This window comes from Micromonospora sp. WMMD1128, assembly GCF_027497235.1.
Taxonomy (GTDB): domain Bacteria; phylum Actinomycetota; class Actinomycetes; order Mycobacteriales; family Micromonosporaceae; genus Micromonospora.
Genome location: NZ_CP114902.1, coordinates 1,634,204 through 1,658,815 on the forward strand (window position 1 = coordinate 1,634,204; position 24,612 = coordinate 1,658,815).

Genomic DNA, 24,612 nt, shown 5'->3' on the forward strand with positions numbered 1-24,612 from the left:
GCGTACCGTTGGGTTCATGGCGCTCGACATTCCCCGGCTCGACGGTCGTTTCCAGGTCGTCAGTGAGTTCCAGCCGGCCGGCGACCAGCCGGCGGCCATCGACGACCTTGAGCGTCGCGTGCGGCGCGGCGACCGCAACACGGTGCTGCTCGGCGCGACCGGCACCGGCAAGAGCGCCACCACGGCGTGGCTGGTCGAGCGGTTGCAGCGGCCCACCCTGGTGCTCGCGCCCAACAAGACCCTCGCCGCCCAGCTCGCCAAGGAGTTCGGCGAGCTGCTGCCGCACAACGCGGTGGAATACTTCGTCTCCTACTACGACTACTACCAGCCCGAGGCATACATCCCGCAGACCGACACCTACATCGAGAAGGACTCCTCGATCAACGAGGAGGTCGAGCGGCTGCGGCACTCGGCGACCATGTCGCTGCTGACCCGGCGGGACGTCATCGTGGTGGCCACCGTGTCGGCGATCTACGGCCTGGGCACGCCGGAGGAATACCTCGACCGCGCCGTGCGGGTGAAGGTGGGGCAGGAGCTCGACCGCGACCAACTGCTGCGCCGGCTGGTCGACATCCAGTACACGCGCAACGACATGGCCTTCCAGCGCGGCACGTTCCGGGTGCGTGGCGACACGCTGGAGATCATCCCGGCCTACGAGGAGCTGGCCGTCCGGATCGAGCTGTTCGGTGACGAGATCGAGAAGCTCTACTACCTCAACCCGTTGACCGGGGACGTGGTCCGTGAGGTCGACAGCCTGATGATCTTCCCGGCCACGCACTACGCCGCCGGTCCGGAGCGGATGGAGCGGGCCACCCGCGACATCGAGGCCGAGCTGGGCGAGCGGCTGGCCGAGCTGGAGCGGCAGGGCAAGCTGCTGGAGGCGCAGCGACTGCGCATGCGCACCACCTACGACCTGGAGATGATGCGCCAGGTGGGCTTCTGCTCCGGCATCGAGAACTACTCGATGCACATCGACGGCCGGCTGCCCGGCAGCCCGCCGCACTGCCTGCTCGACTACTTCCCGGACGACTTCCTCACCGTGGTCGACGAGTCACACGTGACCATCCCGCAGATCGGCGGCATGTACGAGGGCGACGCCTCCCGCAAGCGGATGCTCATCGACCACGGCTTCCGGTTGCCCAGCGCCGCCGACAACCGGCCCCTGCGCTTCGACGAATACCTGGAGCGGGTGGGCCAGATGGTCTTCCTCTCCGCCACCCCCGGCCCGTGGGAGCTGGAGCAGGCCCAGGGCGAGTTCGTCGAGCAGGTGATCCGCCCGACCGGCCTGATCGACCCCGAGGTGGTGGTGAAGCCGACCAAGGGGCAGATCGACGACCTCATGCACGAGATCAAGCTGCGCACCGAGCGGGACGAGCGGGTGCTCGTCACCACGCTCACCAAGAAGATGGCCGAGGATCTCTCCGACTATCTGTTGGAGAACGGCATCCGGGTGCGTTACCTGCACTCCGAGGTGGACACGCTGCGCCGGGTCGAGTTGCTGCGCGAGCTGCGCAAGGGCGACTACGACGTGCTTGTCGGCATCAACCTGCTCCGCGAGGGTCTCGACCTGCCCGAGGTCTCCCTGGTGGCGATCCTCGACGCCGACAAGGAGGGCTTCCTGCGCAGCGGCCGGTCGCTGATCCAGACCATCGGTCGCGCGGCCCGTAACGTCTCCGGCCAGGTCCACATGTACGCCGACAAGATCACCCCATCGATGGCGTCCGCGATCGACGAGACCAACCGGCGTCGGGCCAAGCAGATCGCGCACAACGAGGCCCACGGCATCAACCCCGAGCCGCTGCGCAAGAAGATCCACGACATCCTCGACGACATCTACCGCGAGGCGGAGGACACCGAGGCCACCACGGTCGGCGGCGCCGCCCGGCAGCTGTCCCGGGGCAAGGCGCCGGTCAAGGAGACGCGCAGCCGCAACGGTCGGGGCGGCGCGGCCACCCCGTCCCGGGAGGGCATGGCCCGGGCCGACCTCGCGAACCTCATCCAGGAGCTCAACGACCAGATGCTGGCCGCCGCGCGGGAGCTCCAGTTCGAGCTGGCCGCGCGGATCCGCGACGAGGTCTCCGACCTCAAGAAGGAGCTGCGCGGGATGGACGCGGCCGGGGTGCGGTGAGCGGCGCGACGGCCGGGCGGGCGCGATGCTGACCGAGGCCGTGGTCGGGCTGCCCGCCCCCGCGCTACGTCCCTGGGTGGACCGTTACCTCGGCTACCGGGAGGAGCTGCCCGGGCCGGTGGTGCGCCGTGAGGTCGCCGGCGCGTTCGTCGTGCTGGTCCTCGGCTGGGGCGACCCGCTTGACATCACCGATCCGCGCGCCGCCGGGCGCGGCGCGTACGGCGCCAACGCGTTCCTCGCCGGCCCGTTCGACGGTTGGTGCGCCACCCGCGGCGCCGGCACGGGCACCGGGGCGCAGGTGCTGCTGACCGCCCCGGCGGCGCGGCGGTTGCTCGGGTTGCCGCTCGGCGAGTTGGCCAACCGGGTGGCCCCGGTCGACCGGGTCGCCGGGTGGCTGGCCCGGCTCCGCGACGAGCTGGCCGGCGAGCCCGGCTGGCCGGGGCGCTTCGCCCGCCTCGACGCCGCCCTGACCGCCCGGCTGGCGGCCACCGACCCGGTCGACGGCCGCCTGCTGGCCGCCTGGCGGCGGCTCGACGGGAGCGGGGGCGCGGTCGGGGTGGCCGCGCTGGCCGACGAGATCGGCTGGTCCCGTCGTCACCTGGCGGTGCGGTTCCGCCAAGAGTTCGGGTTGCCGCCGAAGACCGTCGCCCGGCTGCTGCGCTTCCAGCGGGCGTACGCCACCCTGGGCCGGACGGTGCTGACCGCGCCGGCGGCCGACCCGGACGGGTCGGGCTGGGCGGAACGGGCGGCCCGGTGGGGCTACTACGACCAGTCGCACCTGACCCGGGAGTTCCGGGAGTTCGCCGGTGCCCCGCCGGCGGCGTTGGCCCGGGCCGGATCGCATTCGTCCAATCCCGGCTGACCCGGCCGGCGGCAGACTGGGGGCATGCGAAGCATCTATCCGGTCCTCAGATATCCCGACGTCCACGCCGCCGTCGACTTCCTCCGGTCGGCGTTCGGCCTCACCGTCCACGAGGTGCACGCCGGGCCCGACGGCGCGGTGCGCCACGCTCAGCTCGGCCACGGCGACGACCTGGTCATGGTGGGTCCGGGTCCCGCGCCGGCGAGCCGGCCGGCGGACGACGACTACCGCCTCTACCTGGCCGTCGACGACGTCGACGCGCACCACGAGCGGGCCCGGGCAGCCGGCGCGGAAATCGTCCGGGCGCCGTACGACACCGATTACGGCTCCCGCGACTACGCGGCCCGCGACCCGGCCGGCATGGTCTGGTCGTTCGGCACGTACCGTCCCTGAGAAATTCCTGCGTGTCGATACTTCCATGTTGCTCTGTGCGAGCAGGCTATTGCCGTGTGTGATGGTCATGCGTACGCTCCCACCCTGGGAGGCGCGCATGCCGTTGTCAGCAAGTCCGGTGGTCCGGCGAGTGCGGCTCGGTGTCGAGCTGCGTCGACTGCGTCGTCGGGAGTCGCTCACGCTCGAACAGGTCTGCACCCGGCTCGGTTGGGCCTCGACGTCGAAGCTGTCCCGCATCGAGCTGGGGCAGAGCCGGCCCGACCTGGCCGACGTGCTCGACCTGCTCGACGTCTACGAGGTGCCACGGCACCAGCGGGAGGATCTGATCGTCATCGCCCGCGACGCCGCCACCGGGCGCGGCTGGTCCAAGACGCTCGGCGAGATGGGTGAGCGGCAGCGGGCGTACGCGGAGTTGGAGGCCGGCGCCGAGCGCATCGTGGAATACCAGCCGGCGCTCGTACCCGGCCTGTTGCAGATCCCCGCGTACGCCCGGCTGCGGGTGTCGGCCGGTGCGTCGCTCGCCGGCGAGGTGGACGTGGAGGCCGATGTCCGGGCCCGGGCGGTGCGCCAGGAGCTGCTGGTCCGGGCGGACCCGCCGCACTACACCGCCCTGCTCGACGAGCGGGCCTGCGAGCCGGACGGGCTGCCGGCCGAGGTGTGGCGGGAGCAGGTGCGGCACCTGCTGGCGCTAGCCGAACGGTCGCACATCACCCTCCGGGTGGTGCCCCGCGGCGCCTCGCCCGGCGACGACCTGCATCCGCTCGCGCCGTTCTCCTACTATGCCTATCCCGACCCGGACGATCCGCGCACGGTCCTGGTCGAGACGCTCACCACCGACCTGCGCCTGGTCGCCGACGCCGACGTGGCCCGCTATGAGCAGGTGATCGAGCGGCTGCTCGCGGCAGCGCTGCCCGAGGAGGCGACGGTCGAGCTGCTCACCCGCCGGCTCGGCGTCGCGCCGGTGCCCCGGCCGCGGGACCCGCACGAGCTGGAGTGAGGTCGCCGCGCGACCACCGGGCCCGGCGCCCCCGATGCCCGTCGGGACCGGTGACCGCGCGTCGCGCGAAGGTTACGCGAGGGGTACGACACTTCAGGCCGGCACGTCGACGAAGTGCTCGACGAGCGGCGGGCCGGCGAAGAACGGCCCGATCAGGCCCCGCCACCGCCCGAAGCGCTCGGTCTGCCGGAAGTTCACGTCGTGCGCCTCGACCGAGTCCCACTCGACGAGCAGCACGAACCGGGTGGGCGACTCGACCCCGCGGGTCATCCGCACCGAGCGGCACCCCGGCGCCTCGGCGAGGACCGGCCGCGCCTGCGCGTACGCGGCGGCGAAGTCGTCCTCGTGTCCGGGCGTCACGTCGATGAGCGCAACCTCAAGAACCATGCCCGCAGCCTTTCACGCCGGGCTCTGACCGGTACGCTCCGGGGGCGCTCCGGCGGGCCGCGCCCCTCCTACCGTGTCACCCGACGGGCGGGGGAGGACCACGATGCTCGACTGGCTCACCGGCACCGCGTTCACCGTGTTCGGCGCCGGCACCACCTGGGCCGAGCTGCTCGGCTTCGGCACCGGCGTGGTCAACGTCTGGTTGGTCGCCCGCCAGCACATCGCCAACTGGCCCATCGGCATCGCCAACGTCCTGCTGCTGATGGTGCTGTTCCAGACCGCCGGCCTGTACGCCGACGCCGGCCTGCAACTGGTCTACGTGGCGCTCGGGGTGTACGGCTGGTGGCACTGGCTCTTCGGCGGCGACCGGCGCGGCCGGCTCACCGTGGCCCGCACCGGGCGGCGGGAGTGGTGGGGGCTCGGCGCGGCCGGGCTGCTGCTCACCGCCGGCCTGTGGGCGCTGCTGGACCGGGCCACCGACTCCACCGTCCCGTTTGCCGACGCGGTCACCACCGCGTTGTCGCTGCTGGCCACCTACGGGCAGACCCGCAAGCTGGTGGAGAGCTGGTGGCTGTGGATCGCCGCCGACCTGATCTACATCCCGCTCTACGCGTACAAGGGACTCTGGCTCACCGGCGGCCTGTATCTGATCTTTCTGGCCCTCTGCGTGGTCGGGTTGCGCGCCTGGCGGGCGGACCTGCGCCGGCGGGCGGCGGCCACGCCGGTGCCGCCCGGGCCGGCCCCGGTCGCCGCGTGACCGGGCGGTTCCGGCACGGGCTGGTGGTCGGCAAGTTCTATCCGCCGCACGCCGGGCACCACGCGCTCGTCGAGGCCGCCGCGGCCCGCTGCGCCGCGGTGACCGTGGTGGTGGCGCCGTCCCGGCGCGAGTCGGTCCCGCTGGACCTGCGGCTGGACTGGTTGCGCGAGGTTCACGCCGGCACCCCGTGGGTGCGGTTCGTCGGCCGCTACGACGACCACCCGGTCGACTACGCCGACCCGGCGGTCTGGGACCTGCACTGCGCGGTGTTCGCCGACGCGTTGGGCGGCGAGCCGGTGGACGCCGTCTTCTCCTCCGAGGCGTACGGCGAGGAGTTGGCCCGCCGGTTCGGCGCGGTCGCGGTCGACGTGGATCCGGAGCGGCGGGCCGCGCCGGTCTCCGGCACCGCCGTGCGCGCGGACCCGGCGGCCCACTGGCGGTGGCTGAGTCCGCCGGTGCGGGCGTGGCTGGTCCGCCGGGTGGTGGTGGTCGGCGCCGAGTCCACCGGCACCACGACCATGGCGCGGGCGCTCGCCCGGCGTTTCGGCGCCGCCTGGGTGCCCGAGTACGGCCGCGAGCTGACCGGGCGCAAGCTCGCCGTGCTGCGCCGGTCCCGGCCGGAGGCCACCGTCTTCGACGTCACCTGGGACCGGGACGACTTCGTCGAGGTGGTACGCGAGCAGCAGGCCGCCGAGGACGCGACGGCGCGGGTCGGCGGCCCGCTGCTGATCTGCGACACCGATGCCCGGGCCACCGCGGTCTGGGAGGAGCGTTACCTGGGCTCGTCCTCGGCGGAGGTGCGGGCGGCGGCCCGCCGGCCGGCGCTCTACCTGCTCACCGACCACGAGGGGGTGCCCTTCGCCGACGACGGCCTGCGTGACGGGGAGCACCTGCGGGCGTGGATGACCGGGCGGTTCCGCGCGGAGCTGGCCGGGTGCGGGGTGCCGGTGGTCGAGCTGCGCGGGGCGCACGAGGAGCGCCTGGCCACCGCCGTCGCCGCGGTCGAGACCGTGCTCGCGGCCGGCTGGTCGTTCGCCGATCCGGTGCTGCCCGCCGACCCGACGGCATATTCAAAGCTAGCCTCCTAGGATGCGCTGCGGGTGGTGATGCGGGGCACCTGACAGCGATTGATGGGCGTCCGGAGATGCGCCAGGCGGGCGGGATGGTGAAGAATGGCGGCCGAGGAGGGGAGTATTCCCCCGCGACGGAGTCGTCAGCACGGAAGAGCGCCAGCTCGACCCGGCTCCGTCGGTCGGCTCCCGCAAGGGCGTCGGCGGAAGAGACCTCCGACAGTCACCACAGTCAGCGTTGACGCACCCCGGCCCGCACCCGGCGTACGGTGTGCCCGACGCTGCGTGTCTGCCGGAGGATGGATTTGAACGTGTCCGCATTGGTGTGGGCGGTAACCCTGACCGCGATGATCGCGGTCCTGATGGCTGACCTGTTCATCATCGGCCGCCGCCCGCACGAGCCGAGCGTCCGCGAGTCGAGCCTGTGGGTCGGCTTCTACGTCGCTCTGGCGCTGCTCTTCGGCGTGCTGCTCTGGGTGACCGCCGGGCCGAGCGTGGCCGGGCAGTTCTACACCGGCTGGCTCACCGAATACAGCCTCTCGGTGGACAACCTCTTCGTCTTCGTGATCATCATGGGCCGGTTCGGGGTGCCCCGGCAGTACCAGCAGAAGGTGCTGCTCATCGGCATCCTGCTGGCGTTGGTCATGCGCGGCGGCTTCATCGCGGCCGGCGCCGCGCTGATCTCCCAGTTCTCCTGGGTGTTCTACATCTTCGGCGCGTTCCTCATCTACACCGCGGTGAACCTGGCCCGGCAGGGTGAGCCGGACGAGGACGAGTTCAGCGAGAACGTGCTGATCCGGTGGAGCCGCAAGGCGCTCCCGCTGTCCCGGGACTTCGACGGGGCGCGGATGACCACCCGGGAGAACGGACGGTGGCTGTTCACCCCGATGCTGATCGTGATGATCGCGATCGGCACCACCGACCTCATCTTCGCGCTCGACTCGATCCCGGCGATCTTCGGCATCACGCAGGAGCCGTACCTGGTCTTCACCGCGAACGTCTTCGCGTTGATGGGGCTGCGGCAGCTCTACTTCCTGCTCGGCGGCCTGCTGGACCGGCTGATCTACCTCAGCTACGGGCTGGCCGTGGTGCTCGGCTTCATCGGGGTGAAGCTGGTCCTGGAGGCGCTCGCCGACAACAACCTGCCGTTCCTCAACGGCGGCGAGCCGGTGGCCTGGGCGCCGCACATCCCGATCTGGCTCTCGCTGACGGTCATCCTCGGCACGCTTGCCGTGGCCACGGTGGCGAGCCTGGCCAAGTCGTCGCGGGACCGACGCCGGGAGTTGGCCGAGGCCCGCCGCTGACCGTTTCGTCGGGTGCCGTTCCCGCCGGCCGGGGGCGACACCCGACGGTCAGACGCGGTGCGCGCCGACCAGGGTGTCCACCCGGGCCGGGGGCAGTTCCTCCTCGACCACCCGGCGGGTGAGGTAGCAGGCGTGCAACATCCGGCGTCGGTCGCCGTGCGGCTCGGCCGAGACGACGCCGACATGGTGGATGCGCCGGCCGGGGTGGGCGAAGAAATAGAGGTCGCCGGGGCGTTCCTCACCCAGCGCCAGCGGGGTGGTCGCCTCGGCCTGGTCGTCGGCGTCGCGGGGGAGCGTGACGCCGTACCGCCGCCAGGCCAGGTGGACCAGCCCGGAGCAGTCGATGCCGTCGGTGGACAGGCCGCCCCAGACGTAGGCCAGGTCGCGCAGCCGCTCGGCGACCGCGAGCATCTCCTTGGCCTCGGGTCGTTCGGCGGGCAGCGGCACCAGGTCGCCCTCGGGGGCCCAGAGCGGTTCGGCCCGGCCGGGCGCCCGGACCGGCCGCCAGCCGTCCGCCGGGCGCCCGGCGGAGGCGAGGCGGGTGCCGAGGACCACGCCGGTGAGCACCGGTGGCCCGCCGGCGGCGTCGTGCAGCGTGGCGTGGTCGACGTCGACCACGAGCGCGGTGGCGGACGGCTCGGCGTCGGCGGGCGCGGTCAGGTGGGCGGCCCGCATCCAGCCCGGGTAGCCGCGGACGTCCAGCTTGGCGGCGGGCTGTCCGAGGGCGAGCACCCGCACCCAGCCGTCCGGCCGGGTCTCGGTGACCCGCACCGGCTCGCCGAGCAGCAGTTGGGTCAGGACGCAGTCGCCGACCCGCTGGTCGCGGTCCATCCCGGCGACCCAGGTGGCGATGTCGGGCAGGTCGGACCGGGCGGGTCCGTCGATCGGGCGGACCGCCTCCGGGGTGGTCCACAGGGTCGCCACCGAGACCCGTACGACGGCCTGGTGGCCCGGTTGAGGCGCCATCCGCACCCCTCCTCCCACGCTCCTGTGGGCGACCCTATGAAAAAATCCAACGACACTCAACCACGCTGCTGAACCTTAGCTTCACTCACGTCGGCGACGCCGAGACCCGGCGCGTCCGGCAGCAGCACGCTCGCGCCCTCGTACCGGATGCCGCCGGTGACCGGCGACCAGGCGAGCCACCAGGCGGCGTCGAGGTCCGACACGGCCGTGGTGCCGCCGGCGGCGACCAGACTGGCCGCCGCGCCCACGCCGATCGGACCCTCCATCATGGATCCGACGATCGTCCCCATACCGTGCGCGGCGGCCAGGTCGAGCAGCGTCCGGGCCGGTTGCAGGCCGCCGCACTTGGCGAGCTTGACGTTGACCATGTCGGCGGCCCGGCGGCGGATCACCTCGACCAGGTCACGCACGTCGAAGACCGACTCGTCGGCGAGGATCGGCACACCCACCCGGTCGCTGACCCAGGCCAGCCCGTCCAGGTCGCGGCGGTGCACCGGCTGCTCGACCAGCTCCACGTCGAGCCCGGCGTCCTCGATGCCCCGGATCACCCGGACCGCCTCACGCGGCGTCCAGCCCTGGTTGGCGTCCAGCCGGATCCGCACGTCCGGGCCGACGGCGGCGCGCACCGCGCGGACCCGGTCCAGGTCGCCGCCCGCGTCGGTGCCGACCTTGAGCTTCAGCACGGTGAAACCCTCGGCGCGCCGCCGGCCGGCCGCCGTGGCCAGGTCGACCGCGTCGCCGGCGGCAAGCGTGACGTCCGTCGGGACGCGCAGCGCCGTGCCGCCGAGCAACCGCACCAGGGGTACGCCGAGCCGCCGCGCGGCCAGGTCGTGCAGCGCCACGTCGACGGCCGCCTTCGCCGACTCGTTGCCCACCACCGCGCCCCGCACCTGCGCGCACCGGGCCCGGAGGTCGTCCGGATCGCGTCCGGTCAGCAGCGGCGCGAGCAGTTCGCGTACGCACGCCTCGGCGCCGCCGATCGACGCGCCGGTGACCTGCCAGACCTGCGGGGCCTCGCCGAACCCGGTCCGCCCGTCGCTGTCGACCACCTCGACGATGAGCGTCTCCACCGTGGTGGTGCTCCGCAGTGCGGTGACGAACGGGGTGTGCAAGGGTGCCGAGAGCCGGTGGGTGCGCACCGCCGTGATCGTCATGTGGGGCACCCTATCGGCAACTGGCGGCGAGCAGGGGAGGGCCGATGACCGGGCGGAACTGGGAGCTGGTGGGCGCGCCGAACGCCCGTGACCTGGGTGGGCTGCCGACGACCGACGGGCGGCGGGTCCGTGCCGGGCGGCTCGTCCGCGCCGCGGCGCTGGGTCGGCTGACCGATGACGACCTGCCGGTGCTGGGCAAGCTCGCCCCGGCGTGCGTGGTGGATCTGCGTGCCGCCGAGGAGCAGGCGGTGGCGCCGCCGGACCGGCTGGTGGGTGAGCCCCGCGTGGTGCACCTGCCGGTCTACGACGCCGCCCACCCGGTGTTCACGTACGTGTCGGCGGTGTTGCAGGGACACGACCTGGACGCGTACGCGGATCTGGCCCGCGACGGCATGCCGGGGGCGATGACCGCGATCTACCGCTGGTTCGTCAGCGGGGAGCCGGCGCGGGCCGGGTTCGGGGCGGCGGTGCGGCTGGCCGCCGACGACGCGAACCTGCCGCTGCTGTTCCACTGCTCCGCCGGCAAGGACCGCACCGGCTGGCTGTCGGTGGTGCTGCTGACCGCGCTGGGCGTGTCGGAGCCGGCGATCCGGGCCGACTACCTGCGGCACAACGAGCTGACCGAGAGCCTGCGCGAAGTGCTGCTGGCGGCGATGACGAAGCGCCGGCCGGACCTCGACCCGGCGGCGGCCCGGCCGCTGCTGGAGGTGCGCCCGGAATACCTGGACGCCGCGTACGACGAGGTGCGCCAGGGGTACGGGTCGTTCGAGGCGTACCTGGGCGACGGCCTGGGGGTGACCGACGAGGTGCGGGCCGCGTTGCGGGAACGGGTGCTGGAGTAGGCATCAGCCCGCCAGGTCGCGCCGGGCGTCCCACACCCGCGCGGAGACGTGCGCGATCAACTGGCAGGCGTCGTCCTCGACCTGCCCGCGGTCCGCGCCGCCGCCGGCCGGGTCGGTGGTGGTGCACACGACGATCGCGTACGGCGGCGCGTCGTCGGGGAACACCACGCCGGCGCCGTGGCGGACGCCGCGTACCCAGCCGTTCTTGTGCGCGATGCGGGTGCCGTCGGGCAGCCCGGCGGCGAGGTCCTCGCGGTGTTCCTGGGCGACGAGCACGTCGAGCATGGCGGTGCAGCCGGCCGGTGACGCGAGCGGGCGGGGCCGGTCGGTGCCGAGCGCCAGCTCGCCGAGGAGGGCGGCCAGGTCGGCGGCGGTGACCAGGTTGTCGATGCCGGCGTCGCGGGCGGCGAAGTCCTCGATGCCACGGCCGGTGACGCTGTGCCGGGCGCCGGCGAGCGTCCACGCCTGGGCGACGGCGGGCAGCCCGACCTGGCCGATGCAGAGGTTGGTGGCCAGGTTGCTGGAGCGCACGATCATCCGTTCGGCGAGCCAGCGCAGCGGCGCGGTGCCGCCGATCCGCTCCCAGACCGCCTCGTCGTTGTCGTAGTCGCGGTTGTTGGCGAAGCGGGGCGCGCCGGGCAGGGCGGAGTCGAACGTGTTGCGTACCGGCACCGGCGCGTCCAGGTCGAGCCGGCCGGACTCGGCGGCCCGGTGCAGCGCGACGAGCACGGCGACCTTCATGGTGCTGGCCGCGTAGTGGGTGACGTCGGCGCGCCGGGTCCAGGCGGGCCGGGCACCGGGACGCCCGACGTACGCGGAGACGGTGCCGGACACCTGGTCGAGATGCGCGTCGAGCTCGTCCCAGATCATGGGCCGACGGTAGCGGATCGTCCGGGCGGGCGTGGGGCTGCGGCATCACGGTGCCCGGGGCTAGCGTGCGGGAATGACGACGGCTCTGTACGACGGCATCGCGGACTGGTACGAGGAGTACGCCACCGACCTGTCCGGGCCGTACATGGACCGGGTCCGGTCGGTGCTCGCGAAGCTGCTGGGCAGCGGCGCCGGGCAGTGCCTGGACCTGTGCTGCGGCACCGGGGCGCACGCGGCCGAGCTGCGCCGGCTGGGCTGGACGCCGGTGGGCGTGGACCTGTCCGGCGGGCAGCTACGCCACGCCCGGGCCCGGCTGCCGGTGGCCCGGGCCGACGCGACGGCGCTGCCGCTCGCCGACGGCGCGGTGCCGGCCGCCGTGTGCGTGCTGGCGCACACCGACATGCCTGACTATCCGGTGGCGCTCGCCGAGGCGGCGCGGGTGCTGGCGCCGGGCGGCCGACTGGTGCACGTCGGGTTGCATCCGTGCTTCTGCGGCGCGTTCGCCGACCGGTCCGACCCGGAGCGCATCGTGATCGACGGCGGGTACGCCGAGCGGGAGCGCACGTTCCGGTCGTGGAACGCCACAGGTGTGCGGGCCCGGGTCGGCGCGTGGCACCTGCCCCTGGCCGACCTGCTCACCGCCGTCACCGCCGCCGGCCTGGTCCTCGACCGCGTGGTGGAGTCCGGCTCCGGTCCCGTCCCCGACATCTTGGCCCTCCAGGCCACCAGACCCCACTGACCCCCACCCACCCGAGCCGTCCCCGGCCCCGCGGCCCTGCGGCGGCGATCATGAAGTTGACGTCGGGTTTGATCTCTTTAGTTGCCGCTAAGTTCATGATCGACGGGGGTGGGGACGGGGGAGCCCGGCCTGCTGAGGGCGGGCCGGGCTCCGGGTGGGGTGGGTGGGGCGGGATGGTCAGCCGGCGTGCTTGCGGCGGGCGGCCATCCGGCCGCGCTGGGTCTGGTCCAGCACCACCTTGCGGATGCGTACCGCGACCGGGGTGACCTCGACGCACTCGTCCTCGCGGCAGAACTCCAACGCCTGCTCCAGCGACAGCTTGCGCGGCGGGATCAGCTTCTCGGTCTCGTCGGAGGTCGAGGCCCGCATGTTGGTGAGCTTCTTCTCCTTGGTGATGTTGACGTCCATGTCGTCGGAGCGGGAGTTCTCCCCGACGATCATGCCCTCGTACACCTCGGTGGTCGGCTCGACGAAGAGCTGGCCGCGCTCCTGGAGGTTGATCATGGCGAACGAGGTGACCGCGCCGGACCGGTCGGCCACCAGCGAGCCGTTGTTGCGGGTGCGCAGCTCGCCGAACCACGGCTCGTAGGACTCGAAGACGTGGTGCAGGATGCCGGTGCCGCGGGTGTCGGTGAGGAACTCGGTGCGGAAGCCGATCAGGCCGCGCGCCGGCACCAGCCACTCCATCCGGATCCAGCCGGTGCCGTGGTTGACCAGTTGCTCCATCCGGCCCTTGCGGGTGGCCAGGAGCTGGGTGATCGCGCCCAGGTATTCCTCCGGGGCGTCGATGGTCAGCCGCTCGACCGGCTCGCAGGTCTTGCCGTCGATCTCCTTGGTGACCACCTGCGGCTTGCCGACGGTCAGCTCGTAGGACTCGCGGCGCATCTGCTCGACCAGGATGGCCAGGGCCAGCTCGCCGCGGCCCTGCACCTCCCAGGCGTCCGGGCGCTCGGTGGGCAGCACCCGCAGCGAGACGTTGCCGATCAGCTCCTTGTCGAGCCGGTCCTTGACCATCCGCGCGGTGACCTTGGCGCCCTTGACCCGGCCGACGAGCGGCGAGGTGTTGGTGCCGATGGTCATCGAGATGGCCGGCTCGTCCACGGTGATCAGCGGCAGCGGGATCGGGTTCTCCGCGTCGGCGAGCGTCTCGCCGATCATGATCTCGGGGATGCCGGCGACGGCGATGATGTCGCCCGGTCCGGCCGAGTCGGCCGGCTTGCGCTCCAGGCCCTCGGTCATCAGCAGCTCGGAGATGCGGACCCGCTGGGTGCTGCCGTCGGTGCGGCACCAGGCCACGGTCTGACCCTTGCTGATCGTGCCCTGCCGGACCCGGCACAGCGCGAGGCGGCCCAGGAACGGCGAGGCGTCGAGGTTGGTGACGTGCGCCTGGAGTGGCGCGCCCTCGTCGTACGCGGGTGCCGGGATGGTGTCCAGCAGGGTGCGGAACAGCGGCTCCAGGTTGCTGCTGTCGTCCGGCACCGCTCCGTCGGCCGGCTGGGTGAGCGAGGCGATGCCGTCGCGGGCGCAGGCGTAGACGATCGGGAAGTCGATCTGCTCCTCGTCGGCGTCCAGGTCGAGGAAGAGCTCGTAGGTGTCGTCCACGACCTCCTTGATCCGGGCGTCCGGACGGTCCACCTTGTTGATCACCAGGATGATCGGCAGCCGGGCGCGCAGCGCCTTGCGGAGCACGAACCGGGTCTGCGGCAGCGGGCCCTCGCTGGCGTCGACGAGCAACACCACGCCGTCGACCATGGTCAGGCCGCGCTCGACCTCACCACCGAAGTCGGCGTGGCCGGGGGTGTCGATGATGTTGATGGTGACCGGGTCGCCGTCCGCCGGCAGGTACCGCACGCCGGTGTTCTTGGCGAGGATGGTGATGCCCTTTTCCCGCTCGAGGTCCATCGAGTCCATGACCCGCTCGGTGTTCTCGCCGCGGGCGCCGTAGGCGCCGGCCTGCCGCAACATGGCGTCGACCAGGGTCGTCTTGCCGTGGTCGACGTGGGCGATGATGGCGACGTTGCGGAGGTCGGTGCGAAGCTGCATACCCTCCATACTCCTGTCTGCGGTTGCCGGGGCACGCCTCGGGGTCACCCCGAGATCGCCCGGATCTGTGTCGAAAGTGCTGTGCCGACCGTTCCAGCGACTGGCATGCTGACTCCCGTGCGGGGTGCCGAATGCCTGACCTGCTGAACTGGCTGCAGGAGCTGCCGCCCCTGCTGATCTACCTGGTCGCCGCGACGATCGTCGCGGGTGAAACCGCGGTGATCTTCGGGCTGCTGGTGCCGGGCGAGGCGACCCTGCTGCTGGTCGGCTTCCTAGCGTACGCGGGGACGCTACGGCTCGCCCCCACGCTTGCGGTCATGGTGGCCGCCGCCGTGATCGGAGACACACTCGCCTACCGGGCCGGCCGGCGGTACGGCCCCCGGTTGCGCGCCTCCGGGCTCGGCGCGCGGATCGGGCCGCACCGGTGGCGGCGTGCCGAGGAGCTGCTGGACCGGCTGGGTGGCCGTGGCGTGCTGGCCGCCCGTTGGGTCGCCTTCGCCCGCACGCTGGCGCCCCGGTTGGCCGGCGCGGCGGGGTTGCCGTACCGGCGGTTCGCGCCGTGGAACCTGGCCGGGGTGGTGGGTTGGGTCGGGGCTTCGGTGCTCGCCGGCTATCTGGCCGGCGAGTCCTACGCGCGGGTGTCCGAGCTGCTGGGCCGCGCCACCGGGGCGGTGCTGGTGCTGCTGGCGTGCCTGCTCGGCGTGGTGCTCGCCGGTCGGTGGCTCGGGCGCAACCCGGATCCCGCCCGGGCGCTTGCCGCGCGTGCCGCCGGGGTGCCGCCGTTGCGCTGGCTGCGAGCCCGGTACGGGGTGCTGTTCTTCCTGGCCGGCATGCGGGTCGGCCCGCTGTGGACGCTGCTGATCAACCTGGCGCTGGGGCTGGCGCTGCTGTTCGGCGCGGGGCTGGCGGTGGCCGCGTTGCTGGAGGCGGTGGTCCGGCACAGCGGGCTCGGGGTGCTCGACGGGCTGATCGCCGACTGGTTCGCCGCCCGGCGTACCCCCGGGGTGGTCGACGCGGCGTTGGCCGCGTTGTCGGTGCTGCGCGGCTGGGTGCTCATCGCCGTGGTCGCCGTGGTGGCGGCGGTGGTGGCCCGGCGGCACCGGCCGTGGCGGGCGGACCTGTTGTCGGTGGTGGGCACGGTCGGTGCCGCAGTGCCGCTGGTGTTGCTGGTCGTGGTCGCCGACCTGACCGGCCCGCACCGGGTCCGTGACCTGTTCCCCACCCAGAACGTGGTGGTGACGGCGAGCTTCGGCACGCTTGCCTGGCTGCTGTCGCGCGGGGCCCGCTGGCCGATCGGCGTGGCCGTCTGGACGGCTGCCTCGGCGGGCGTGGTCGCGGTCACCGGCGCCCGGCTCTATCTGGGCTGGAGCACGGCCAGTGGCACGGTGTCCTCGGTGCTGCTGGGCGTCGCCTGGACCACCGTGTTCGTGGTCGCCTGGGCGACCCGGGAGCGGGTGGTGGCCGGCGAGGACACCGGTCCGCCCGGCCCGGCGGGCGTCGACCCCGGGCCGCCTGCGGTGGGCGACGACGCGGGTCCGCCCGCGGTGGTCGCCGGGGAGCGTCCGCCCCGGCCGCGGGAGGAGCGCCGACCGGCGTCGCCGGGACCCCGTAGCCCCGTCGATCCCTGTTAGGGTGCGCCGACGGAACCACGGGGAGGTCCGATGCGACGAGGAGTCGGCCGGTTGGCCGCGGCTACGGTGGTGGCGTTGCTGGCGACAACAGCGGTGACCGGGTGCGGTGGCGACGAGCCACCGGCGCGCGGGGTGGCGGCGGATCTGCCCACTGCCGCGCCGATCGAGGAGCCCGGGGAGGAACCGGCCGACGCGCCCGCCGACGCGCCGAGCGAGGCGCCGCCGGCGGTCGAGGCGATGGGCGGCCGGCCCAGCCCCAGCGCTCCGGCGTCCGCGAAGCCGACCGCCGGCCGACCCGGTGCGCCCCGGCGCCCGGTCAAGGCGTTGACCGAGACCAAGGCACCGCCCGCGCCGAAGCCGCCGGTCGTCGGTTGCAAACCCCACTACAAGGGGACGGCGGCCACCAGGGCTCAGGTCAAGAAGGCGTTGACCGACGCGGCCGGGAAGACCTACTGGCCGTCGTCCGCGCCGGAGATCAGGGTGCCGCTCAGCCTGGTGAAGGCCACCGCCTGGCAGGAGAGCGGCTGGCAGTCCAACATCTACGCCTGCGACAGCGGGGTCGGGCTGATGCAGGTCCAGCCGCCGACGGCGACGTTCGTCAACGACCGGTTCGAGAAGACCTACGACGTGGACGACTACCGGGACAACGCGGTGCTCGGCGCCAATTACCTGGCCTGGCTGACCAAGAAGATCGGCGACTCGCACTTCGGCTCGGACTATCGGCTCGACGTCTCGCTGTGCACGCCCACGTTGACCTCCTGCCTGCTGAACGCGGTGATCGCCGCGTACAACGTGGGCCCGGGCAAGGTGGCGCCGGACTGCGACGACGGCGGGCACCCGCCCTGTGAGCCGCTGCCGTTGACGATCCCGAACGATGACTACGTCTACAACGTGCGTGAGCTGATGACCACCTGCGAGTGCCTCGCGTTCTGACCGGCCCGGTCCGGCCGGGGGCGGCGGGTCCGCCGCCCCCGGCTGTCGGGTCAGTCCCGGGCGGTGACCGGCTCGGCCGGCGCGCCGGCCGCCCCGGCGGGCGCGTCGGGCGTCCCGGGCTCGCGGGTGATCCGTCCCGGCCACCAGAACCGGTCGCCGAGCAGGAACGCCAGCGCCGGCACCAGCACGGTGCGGACCAGCAGCGTGTCCAGCAGCACGCCGACGCAGACGATGATGCCGATCTGGGTGAGCGTGATCAGCGGCAGCACGCCCAGCACCGCGAAGACGGCGGCCAGCAGCACCCCGGCGCTGGTGATGACGCCGCCGGTGACCCGCAGCGCGGAGAGCATGCCGTCGCGGGTGCCGGCCCGGCGGGCGTCCTCCCGGGCCCGGGTGACCAGGAAGATGTTGTAGTCGACGCCGAGCGCGACCAGGAACACGAACGCGAGCAGCAGCACGCCGCTGTCCAGCGCCGGGAAGTCCAGCACGTGGTCGAAGAGCAGCCAGGCCGCGCCGAGGCTGGCGAAGAACGACGCGATCACGGTCAGCACCAGCAGCAGCGGCGCGAGCAGGCCGCGCAGCAGCAGCACCAGCACGGCGCCGACAAGCAGCAGGATGATCGGCAGGATCAGCCGCAGGTCGTTGGTGTTGGCCTGGTTCGAGTCGTAGGTGGCGGCGACCGCGCCGCCGACCAGGGCGCCGTCGGGGGCGTCCGCGCCGTCGACCGTGGGTGGCGCGGAGTCCGGTACGGCGGCCACCGCGTCGCGCAGCGCCACCACCGCGCGGTCGGAGGCGGCGATGCCGGGTTCGGCGGCGAGCACCACGTCGACCTGGGCGACCCGGTCGCCGGCGGCGCCCGGCCGGGCCGAGGCGACCCCGTCGACCCCGTCGGCGGCGGCGAGCACCGCCGGGGCCGCACCCGGGTTGGTCAGCACGGCGACCGGTTGGGTGCTGCCGGCCGGGAACGCCCGGGCCAGGGTCTCCGCGCCGGCGACCGCCTCGGGCCGCGCCCGGAACTGCTCGGTCTCGGACAGGCCGGTGCGGATGCCCAGGCCGCCCAGGGCGAGGCCGGCGAGGAGCAGGGTGGCCAGCACGGCGACCGGCAGCGGCCGGCGGGCGACCAGCTCGCCGAGGCGGCCCCAGAGCCGGCCCTCCCGGACGGGTCCGCCGACGCGCGGGACGAACGGCCAGAACAGGCCGCGGCCGAAGAGCACCAGCGCGGCGGGGAGCACGAACAGCGCGGAGAGCATCGCGAACACCACGCCGGTGGCGCACGCCACCGCGAGCGCCCGGTTGGTCTCCTGTTCCGACAGCAACAGCGTGAGTACGCCGAGGACGACCGTGCCGCCGCTGGCCAGGATCGGCTCGGCGGTGCGGCGCCGGGCGGCGCGCATGGCGGCGAACCGGTTCTCCTCGCGGCGCAGCTCCTCCCGGTAGCGGGCGATGAGCAGCAGGGCGTAGTCGGTGGCGGCGCCGAAGACCAGCACGCTGGCGATGCCGGTGACCTGGCCGGCCTGGAGGTGGATGCCGAGCGCGGGCACGATGGTGTCCACGGCCCGCAGCGTGATCTGTTCGGTCGCGGCCACCACCAGCAGCGGCACCAGCCACAGGAACGGGCTGCGGTAGGTGACGAGCAGCAGCAGCGCCACCACGGCGGCGGTGACCAGCAGCAGGGTGGTGTCGGCGCCCTCGAACACCTGGCTCAGGTCGGCGGTGAAGGCCGGCCCGCCGGTGACCTCGACGGTCAGGTCGTCGGGCAGTCCGGCGACGGCGTCGCGCACCTTGCCCACCTCGTCGACCACGGCCTCCTGCCCACCGGCGGTGGACAGTGGCACGGCGACGAGCGCCACGGTGCCGTCGGGGGAGAGCTGGGCGGGTGCGACCCGGCCGCCGACCGCGAGGCCGCCGAGCGTACCGGCGGTGTCGTCGAGCGCGGTCCGGTCGGCGCCGGTCAGCGGCGCCCGGTCGGCGCGGCTGACCACCACCAGGGCGGGCTGGACGTCGTGGGAGGGCAGTTGTTCCTGGAGGCGTTCGACCTGGGTCGACTGCCATTCGACGGACAGACCGGTGGACGAGACCGGTTCGGGGTTGTCCGGCTTGGGCAGGCCGAAGACGACCGCGCCGACGACGAGGGCGGCGACCACGGTGAGCCAGGCGGCCAACCGGCCCCGGGCGACGCGGGTGAACAGGGACATCTGCGGGCCTCACATGTCTTCTCGCTGGGCGAGTATCTTGATGAGCGAGATTATCCGGGAAGGGCTTATGCTGCAACCGGACCGGGGAAGAGGTGGCGGCGAGCGGTGGCGGGGCACGGCATGTACCGGCGACGGGACGATCCGCGGGGGCGGATGGTCGCGGAGATCACCAACGACCTGCGTCGCTACTCGGTGGACGCCCAGCACGTCGGGCACGCGTTCGCCGGCCTGCACGGGCTCAACCCCACCGACCTGCAGGCCCTGATCGCGGTGATGGAGGCCGAGCTGGTGGGCGACCCGATCACCCCCGGCCGGCTCGGTGACGTGCTCAACCTCTCGTCCGGCTCGGTGACCGCGCTCGTCGACCGGCTGGAGCGCGCCGGCCACATCCGACGCGACCGGGACACCGCCGACCGCCGCAAGATCCTGCTGCACTACGCCGACCGGGGCGCCGCCCTGGCCCGGAGCTTCTTCGGCCCGCTGGGCCGGCGCACCGACGAGGTGATGGCCGGCTTCACCGACGACGAGCTTGCCGTGGTGCACCGCTTCCTGGGCGAGATGGTGCACAGCATGCGGACGCACCGGGACGAGGTGCGCGCCGCCCGCGCCACGGCCGAACCACCAGGCGACCGCTGACCGTGCGGCTGATCACCCGGCTCGCCGCGACGGCGCTGCGGCTGCCCGCCGCCCGCGCCGGGCGGATCGCCGTCCGGCGGGACATCCCGGTGCGGGTCCGCGACGGCACCATGTTGCGCACCGACCACTACGCGCCGGACCTGCCGGGCGCGGCCTGCGTGCTGATCCGCACCCCGTACGGGCGGGGCGGGCCGATCCGGCTGCTCGGCCGCCTGGTCGCCGAGCGGGGCTTCCACGTGGTGATCCAGTCCTGCCGCGGCACCTTCGGCTCCGGCGGCGAGTTCGCCCCGCTCGTGCACGAGCGCGACGACGGCCTGGACACCCTCGACTGGCTGCGCCGCCAACCGTGGTGGACCGGGGCGTTCGGCATGTTCGGCGCCAGCTACCAGGGCTTCGTGCAGTGGGCGGTGGCCGCCGAGGCGGGCGACGAGCTGCGCGCGATGGTCGCGGTGGTGACCGCCTCGGCCACCCGCGACTCGACGTACGCGGGGGAGTCGTTCGCGCTGGACACGGTGCTCACCTGGGCCGAGCTGCTCCAGGCGCAGACCGTGCCCTGGCTGGCCCGGCAGTGGGAGCTCAAGCGCGGCCAGCCCCGGCTCGTCCGCGCGCTCACCCACCTGCCGCTGGCCGAGGCGGACCGGGTCGCCACCGGGGTCACCGTGCCGTTCTTCCAGGAGTGGTTGCGTCACCACACGCCGGACGCCGACTACTGGCGGGCCCGGGTGTTCGGCGACCGGATCACCGAGGTCCGCGCGCCGGTCGCCATGGTCAGCGGCTGGCAGGACATCTTCCTCCCGGCCCAGCTCGACGACTACGCCCGGCTGCGGGCCGCCGGGGCCCGGCCGAGGTTGACCGTCGGCCCGTGGACCCACGGCAGCCCCGGGCTGCTCGTGGCGTCCCTGCGGGAAGGGCTGGACTGGTTCGACGAGCACCTGGCCGGACGGCCCGCGCCGGCCCGCGCGCCGGTGCGGGTGCACGTCGGCGGCGTCGGGGGCGGCTGGCGGGGCCTGCCGGACTGGCCACCGCCCGCCACGCCGATCCGCTGGCACCTGCGACCCGGTGGTGGCCTGGCGCCCGGGCCGCCCGACGACGGCCCGCCGGACCGGATCCGCTACGACCCGGCCGACCCGACCCCGTCGCTCGGGGGCCCGCTGCTCGTCGCGCAGCGGGCCGGCGCGGTGGACAACCGTCCGGTCGAGTCCCGCCCGGACGTGCTGACCTACACCAGCGACCCGGTACGCGAGCCGGTGGAGGTGGTCGGGCCGGTGCACGCCGAGATCCACCTGCGCAGCGAGCTGTCCTACCTGGACGTGTTCGTGCGGCTGTGCGACGTGGACCGGCGGGGGCGCTCCTGGAACGTCTGCGACGGCCTGGTCCGCGTCGAACCGGGCCGGTTCCCGCGCGACGGGTCCGGCGTGGTGCGGGTGCCGGTCGCGCTCTGGCCGACCGCCCACCGGTTCGCGCCCGGACACCGGCTGCGCGTGCAGGTCTCCGGCGGCGCCCACCCGCGGTACGCGCGCAACCCGGGCACCGGGGAGCCACTCGGCACAGCCGTGACGCTGCGTGCCGGATGGCGGGAGGTGTTGTGCGGTCGCGAGCACCCTTCGGCATTGCTGCTGCCGCTCAGGTCGTCGCCGTCCACACCGGTCTGATAATCGCGAAATATTGCTCCTGAGCTGGGCTTTTCCCGTAATGGGGGATAGGCTCGCAGCAAGTGCCCGTTGTTGTGCAGTCGTCCGGCAGGGGCACGTCCGCAGATCGCACCTCGTCACGTTTCGTGATTGTCGTGCCCTTGCCGATCATCGATCGGAAAGGGGATCTGCCATGACGTCGGCCCCGGCAAACCTGCTGGCCGTCCGCACCCTGTTACTCGCCTATCTCAACGTCGACAAGAACGCCGTCCGGGACGCCGATCTCGAACCCGCGGAGGTCGGCATCGTCGGCGACGCCAGTCACCGGGGCGGCTACCACTGCGGCTCGGACCGGATCGTCGCCAACGACTACTCGGTGGTGGAGTCCACCCGGGACCGTTCCGGCTTGACGCTCTACGCCTCCGCGCTTGACGTCGGCACGTTCTCGGTCCGTTCCGGCGGCGCCACGCACACGCTGCGGACGTTTTCCACCTGGCTGGTGGCGCAGTGCGCGGCGAACGCGGCCGACTCCCGGGACATCCGGGAGGTCATCTACTCCGCGGACGGCCGCACCGTGCGGCGGTGGGACCGGCTGGGCAAGCGCACCAGCGGCGACAGCAGCCACCTGTTCCACACCCACATCAGCTTCTTCCGCGACTCCACCAAAGCGGGCCGGGACCAGACCCCGCTGTTCCGCCGCTATCTCACCGCGATCGGACTGATCGCCCCGACGAAACCGGAGAACGAGATGGAACAGAACGACAAGCTCGTGGGCAACACCGGCTCGACGAGCCGTACCGTCGGCGACGTCCTCGCCGATCTGCAGAACCTGCGGAACTGGCTGATCTCGCCGGCCAACACCACCGGCCTGATCACCCCGCCGGCGGCCAATTCCCCGCTCCAGCAGATGCTGGCCATGCTGCGCGGATGGCCGGCGCTCGTGGCGCAGGTGAACGAGTTGTCCGGCAAGGACTTCACCGACGAGCAGCAGATCGTCACCGGCGTCCTCGCCGGGCTGCCGCCGGAGCGGATCGCCGAGGCCATCCCTCCGCAGATCGCCCGGGACGTCGCCGACGAGCTGTCCCGGCGGCTCACCGCCTGACGCGCGCCCGCCGCGACGACTGCAGCGTCGCGGCGGCGGGCATCCCGCAATAACTATTGCGCAATAGATCTTGCGAATGTCAGACTCGGCCGCATGGATCAGCCCACGGTCAGACAGGTCACCGACTCGCGGGTGCTCGCCGCGCTCGCCCATCCGCTGCGCCGCCGCCTCATGGACGTGTTCAAGGTGTACGGCCCGAGCACGGTCGGCCAACTCGCCGAGCGCACCGACCAGGCGCCGGCGAACGTGAGCCACCACCTCCGGGTGCTGGCCGCCGCCGACCTGCTGGTCGAGGCGCCCGAGCTGGCCCGCGACCGCCGGGAGAGCTGGTGGAAGCTACGGAACAGAGGCGTGCGCTGGTCCGAGTCCGACTTCGACGACGACCCGTCCACCCGGGTGGTGGCCGACGCGGCGGGCTCGCTCAACCTGGAGCGCCACGCCGCGCTGGTGCGGGCCTGGCACACCGCCCCCGACGACGCCCGTGCCGCCTGGGGCGACGGACCGTTCAGCACCGACCACTGGCTGCACCTCACCCCGGAGGAACTGGCCGAACTCAGCCGCGAGGTGATCGCCCTCTTCATGCGGTGGGCCGACCGGCCGGTACCGGACGACGGCCAACGGCGCGAGCCGGTGTTCGTGTTCACCCACGGCGTCCCGGCCCGGCCGTGACCGCCCCGGCCGGCGCGCCCGCGGCGCCCACCGCCCCGCCGCGCGGCGGGCTGCTCCGGCACCACGACTTCCGGCGTCTCTGGACCGGCCACACGATCAGCGCGGTGGGCAGCAACATGACCACCGTCGCGCTGCCGCTCGTCGCCGTGGCGGTGCTCGACGCCACCACGTTCCAGGTGGCGGTGCTGACCGCCGCGGCCTGGCTGCCGTGGCTGGTGGCCGGCCTGCCGGTCGGGGCGTGGGTCGACCGGGTCCGCCGCCGCCCCGTGATGATCGCCGCCGACCTGACCGGGGCCGTGTTGTTCGCAAGCGTCCCGGCCGCCGCGCTGCTCGACCAGCTCACCGTCGGGCACCTGCTGGTGGTGGCGCTCGGGGCCGGCCTGGCCCGGGTCTTCTTCGAGACCGCCGACCAGGTCTACCTGCCCACCCTGCTGCCACCGGAGCAGGTGCCGCCGGCCAACGCCCGGCTGCACGCCACCCAGACCGCGAGCTACCTGCTCGGCCCCGGGCTCGCCGGTCTGATCGCCCAGCTCGCCGGCGCGGTGACCGCGGTGGCGCTGGACGCGGTGAGCTTCCTGGCGTCCGCGCTGTGCCTGCACCGGATCCGCGCCGTCGAACCCCGACCGGCGCGTCCCGCCGTGTCGACCTCGATGCGCCGGGAGGTGGCCGACGGGCTGCGCTTCGTCACCCGGGATCCGTACCTGCGGGTGCTGACCGTCTTCGGCGCGGCCAGCAACATCGGGCTCACAGGCTACCAGGCGGTCCTCGTGGTCTTCCTGGTCCGCTCGGCGCACCTGCCAGCCGGGCTGGTCGGCCTGCTGATCGGCCTGGCCAGCCTCGGTGGCGTCGTCGGCGCGGCGCTTGCCGCCCGGCTCGCCCGCCGGCTCGGCACCGCGCGCGTCCTGCTGCTCGCCGGCGCGCTCACCGGCCCGCCCGCGCTGCTGATCCCGCTCGCCGGCCCCGGCGCGCGGGTGGCCTGGTTGGTGCTCGGCGGGGTGCTGGTCAGCCTGGGCGTCGCGATCGGCAACGTGGTCAAGGGCAGCTTCCGGCAGACCTACACGCCGCACCACCTGCTCGGCCGGGTCACCGTGAGCATGCAGTTGCTCAACTACGGCACCATCCCGCTCGCCGCGCTGCTGGCCGGCGCGCTGGGCGCCGGCTGGGGGCCGGCGGGCGCGATCCGGCTGATGACGGCGTGGCTCGCACTCACCCCGCTGATCCTGCTGCTGGGGCCGCTACGCCGGCGGCGTGACCTGCCGGCGGCACCCGCCTGAGAACGCGCTGCGGCGACGGTCGGAGCCCG

At 73.4% G+C, this 24,612-nt stretch carries 22 protein-coding genes; 16 read left to right on the top strand and 6 right to left on the bottom strand.

Annotated features, from left to right (window positions below):
* Positions 1-16: 16 nt before the first annotated feature.
* From uvrB to O7602_RS07890, 4 genes are all read left to right on the top strand, one after another.
* Positions 17-2,128 (top strand): excinuclease ABC subunit UvrB, encoded by a 2,112-nt coding sequence (uvrB, locus tag O7602_RS07875; RefSeq protein WP_281587551.1) that lies wholly within the window; start codon positions 17-19, stop codon positions 2,126-2,128.
* A 25-nt stretch (positions 2,129-2,153) separates the two neighbouring features.
* Complete coding sequence (locus tag O7602_RS07880) at positions 2,154-2,990, top strand: helix-turn-helix transcriptional regulator (RefSeq protein ID WP_281587552.1); 837 nt, start codon at positions 2,154-2,156, stop codon at positions 2,988-2,990.
* A 24-nt stretch (positions 2,991-3,014) separates the two neighbouring features.
* Positions 3,015-3,383, top strand: a complete 369-nt coding sequence (locus O7602_RS07885; protein WP_281587553.1) for a VOC family protein — start codon at positions 3,015-3,017, stop codon at positions 3,381-3,383.
* A 97-nt stretch (positions 3,384-3,480) separates the two neighbouring features.
* Positions 3,481-4,380 carry a DUF5753 domain-containing protein gene (locus O7602_RS07890; RefSeq protein ID WP_281587554.1) on the top strand — a complete coding sequence of 300 codons (900 nt, stop codon included), beginning with the start codon at positions 3,481-3,483 and terminating at the stop codon, positions 4,378-4,380.
* Between the two features lie 93 nt (positions 4,381-4,473).
* On the opposite strand, the gene O7602_RS07895 is transcribed toward O7602_RS07890, so the two are convergent.
* The gene (locus O7602_RS07895) at positions 4,474-4,767 is read right to left on the bottom strand and encodes an antibiotic biosynthesis monooxygenase (RefSeq protein WP_281587555.1); all 294 of its coding nucleotides are present in this window, start codon (positions 4,765-4,767) and stop codon (positions 4,474-4,476) included.
* Positions 4,768-4,870: 103 nt separating this feature from the next.
* Here O7602_RS07895 and pnuC point away from each other — a divergent pair, with 103 nt between their 5' ends.
* From pnuC to O7602_RS07910, 3 genes are all read left to right on the top strand, one after another.
* Complete coding sequence (gene pnuC, locus O7602_RS07900) at positions 4,871-5,524, top strand: nicotinamide riboside transporter PnuC (protein ID WP_281587556.1); 654 nt, start codon at positions 4,871-4,873, stop codon at positions 5,522-5,524.
* Positions 5,521-6,612 carry an AAA family ATPase gene (locus O7602_RS07905; RefSeq protein ID WP_281587557.1) on the top strand — a complete coding sequence of 364 codons (1,092 nt, stop codon included), beginning with the start codon at positions 5,521-5,523 and terminating at the stop codon, positions 6,610-6,612. Before pnuC ends, O7602_RS07905 begins: the two co-directional genes overlap by 4 nt.
* Positions 6,613-6,899: 287 nt before the next feature.
* Entirely contained in the window at positions 6,900-7,898 is a 999-nt protein-coding gene (locus O7602_RS07910) for a TerC family protein (RefSeq protein ID WP_281587558.1), read from the top strand.
* A 48-nt stretch (positions 7,899-7,946) separates the two neighbouring features.
* On the opposite strand, the gene O7602_RS07915 is transcribed toward O7602_RS07910, so the two are convergent.
* Positions 7,947-8,864, bottom strand: a complete 918-nt coding sequence (locus tag O7602_RS07915; protein WP_281587559.1) for an NlpC/P60 family protein — start codon at positions 8,862-8,864, stop codon at positions 7,947-7,949.
* A gap of 56 nt (positions 8,865-8,920) precedes the next feature.
* A complete protein-coding gene (locus O7602_RS07920) occupies positions 8,921-10,018 on the bottom strand; it encodes a dipeptide epimerase (protein ID WP_281587560.1) in 1,098 nt (365 codons plus the stop codon).
* 44 nt (positions 10,019-10,062) lie between these two features.
* On the opposite strand from O7602_RS07920, the gene O7602_RS07925 reads away from it, so the two are divergent.
* Positions 10,063-10,860 carry a tyrosine-protein phosphatase gene (locus tag O7602_RS07925; protein WP_281587561.1) on the top strand — a complete coding sequence of 266 codons (798 nt, stop codon included), beginning with the start codon at positions 10,063-10,065 and terminating at the stop codon, positions 10,858-10,860.
* A gap of 3 nt (positions 10,861-10,863) precedes the next feature.
* Here the strand turns inward: O7602_RS07925 and O7602_RS07930 are convergent, their stop codons facing one another.
* Positions 10,864-11,730, bottom strand: coding sequence for a serine hydrolase (locus O7602_RS07930; protein WP_281587562.1), 867 nt, complete (start codon positions 11,728-11,730; stop codon positions 10,864-10,866).
* A 73-nt stretch (positions 11,731-11,803) separates the two neighbouring features.
* Between O7602_RS07930 and O7602_RS07935 the strand changes: the two genes are divergently transcribed.
* Complete coding sequence (locus O7602_RS07935; protein ID WP_281587563.1) at positions 11,804-12,469, top strand: class I SAM-dependent methyltransferase; 666 nt, start codon at positions 11,804-11,806, stop codon at positions 12,467-12,469.
* 177 nt (positions 12,470-12,646) lie between these two features.
* Here the strand turns inward: O7602_RS07935 and typA are convergent, their stop codons facing one another.
* Positions 12,647-14,512: a translational GTPase TypA gene (gene typA, locus O7602_RS07940; protein ID WP_281587564.1), complete on the bottom strand. Its 1,866-nt coding sequence runs from the start codon at positions 14,510-14,512 to the stop codon at positions 12,647-12,649.
* A gap of 131 nt (positions 14,513-14,643) precedes the next feature.
* Here typA and O7602_RS07945 point away from each other — a divergent pair, with 131 nt between their 5' ends.
* Both O7602_RS07945 and O7602_RS07950 read left to right on the top strand, forming a co-directional pair.
* Positions 14,644-16,143: a DedA family protein gene (locus O7602_RS07945; RefSeq protein WP_281587565.1), complete on the top strand. Its 1,500-nt coding sequence runs from the start codon at positions 14,644-14,646 to the stop codon at positions 16,141-16,143.
* A 30-nt stretch (positions 16,144-16,173) separates the two neighbouring features.
* Positions 16,174-17,076, top strand: a complete 903-nt coding sequence (locus tag O7602_RS07950) for a transglycosylase SLT domain-containing protein (protein WP_281587566.1) — start codon at positions 16,174-16,176, stop codon at positions 17,074-17,076.
* Positions 17,077-17,126: 50 nt separating this feature from the next.
* Here O7602_RS07950 and O7602_RS07955 read toward each other — a convergent pair whose 3' ends face one another.
* Positions 17,127-19,271 carry an efflux RND transporter permease subunit gene (locus O7602_RS07955; protein WP_281587567.1) on the bottom strand — a complete coding sequence of 715 codons (2,145 nt, stop codon included), beginning with the start codon at positions 19,269-19,271 and terminating at the stop codon, positions 17,127-17,129.
* 120 nt (positions 19,272-19,391) lie between these two features.
* Here O7602_RS07955 and O7602_RS07960 point away from each other — a divergent pair, with 120 nt between their 5' ends.
* The 5 genes from O7602_RS07960 (at position 19,392) to O7602_RS07980 (ending at position 24,583) form a co-directional block, all read left to right on the top strand.
* On the top strand, positions 19,392-19,907 hold the full coding sequence (locus O7602_RS07960) for a MarR family transcriptional regulator (RefSeq protein WP_281590199.1): 516 nt from the start codon (positions 19,392-19,394) through the stop codon (positions 19,905-19,907).
* Positions 19,904-21,559: a CocE/NonD family hydrolase gene (locus O7602_RS07965; protein WP_281590200.1), complete on the top strand. Its 1,656-nt coding sequence runs from the start codon at positions 19,904-19,906 to the stop codon at positions 21,557-21,559. Before O7602_RS07960 ends, O7602_RS07965 begins: the two co-directional genes overlap by 4 nt.
* Before the next feature lie 172 nt (positions 21,560-21,731).
* A complete protein-coding gene (locus O7602_RS07970) occupies positions 21,732-22,640 on the top strand; it encodes a hypothetical protein (protein ID WP_281587568.1) in 909 nt (302 codons plus the stop codon).
* Positions 22,641-22,733: 93 nt separating this feature from the next.
* Positions 22,734-23,309, top strand: a complete 576-nt coding sequence (locus O7602_RS07975; protein WP_281587569.1) for a metalloregulator ArsR/SmtB family transcription factor — start codon at positions 22,734-22,736, stop codon at positions 23,307-23,309.
* Positions 23,306-24,583 carry an MFS transporter gene (locus O7602_RS07980; protein WP_281587570.1) on the top strand — a complete coding sequence of 426 codons (1,278 nt, stop codon included), beginning with the start codon at positions 23,306-23,308 and terminating at the stop codon, positions 24,581-24,583. The genes O7602_RS07975 and O7602_RS07980 overlap by 4 nt, the downstream gene beginning before the upstream one ends.
* Positions 24,584-24,612 lie beyond the last annotated feature (29 nt).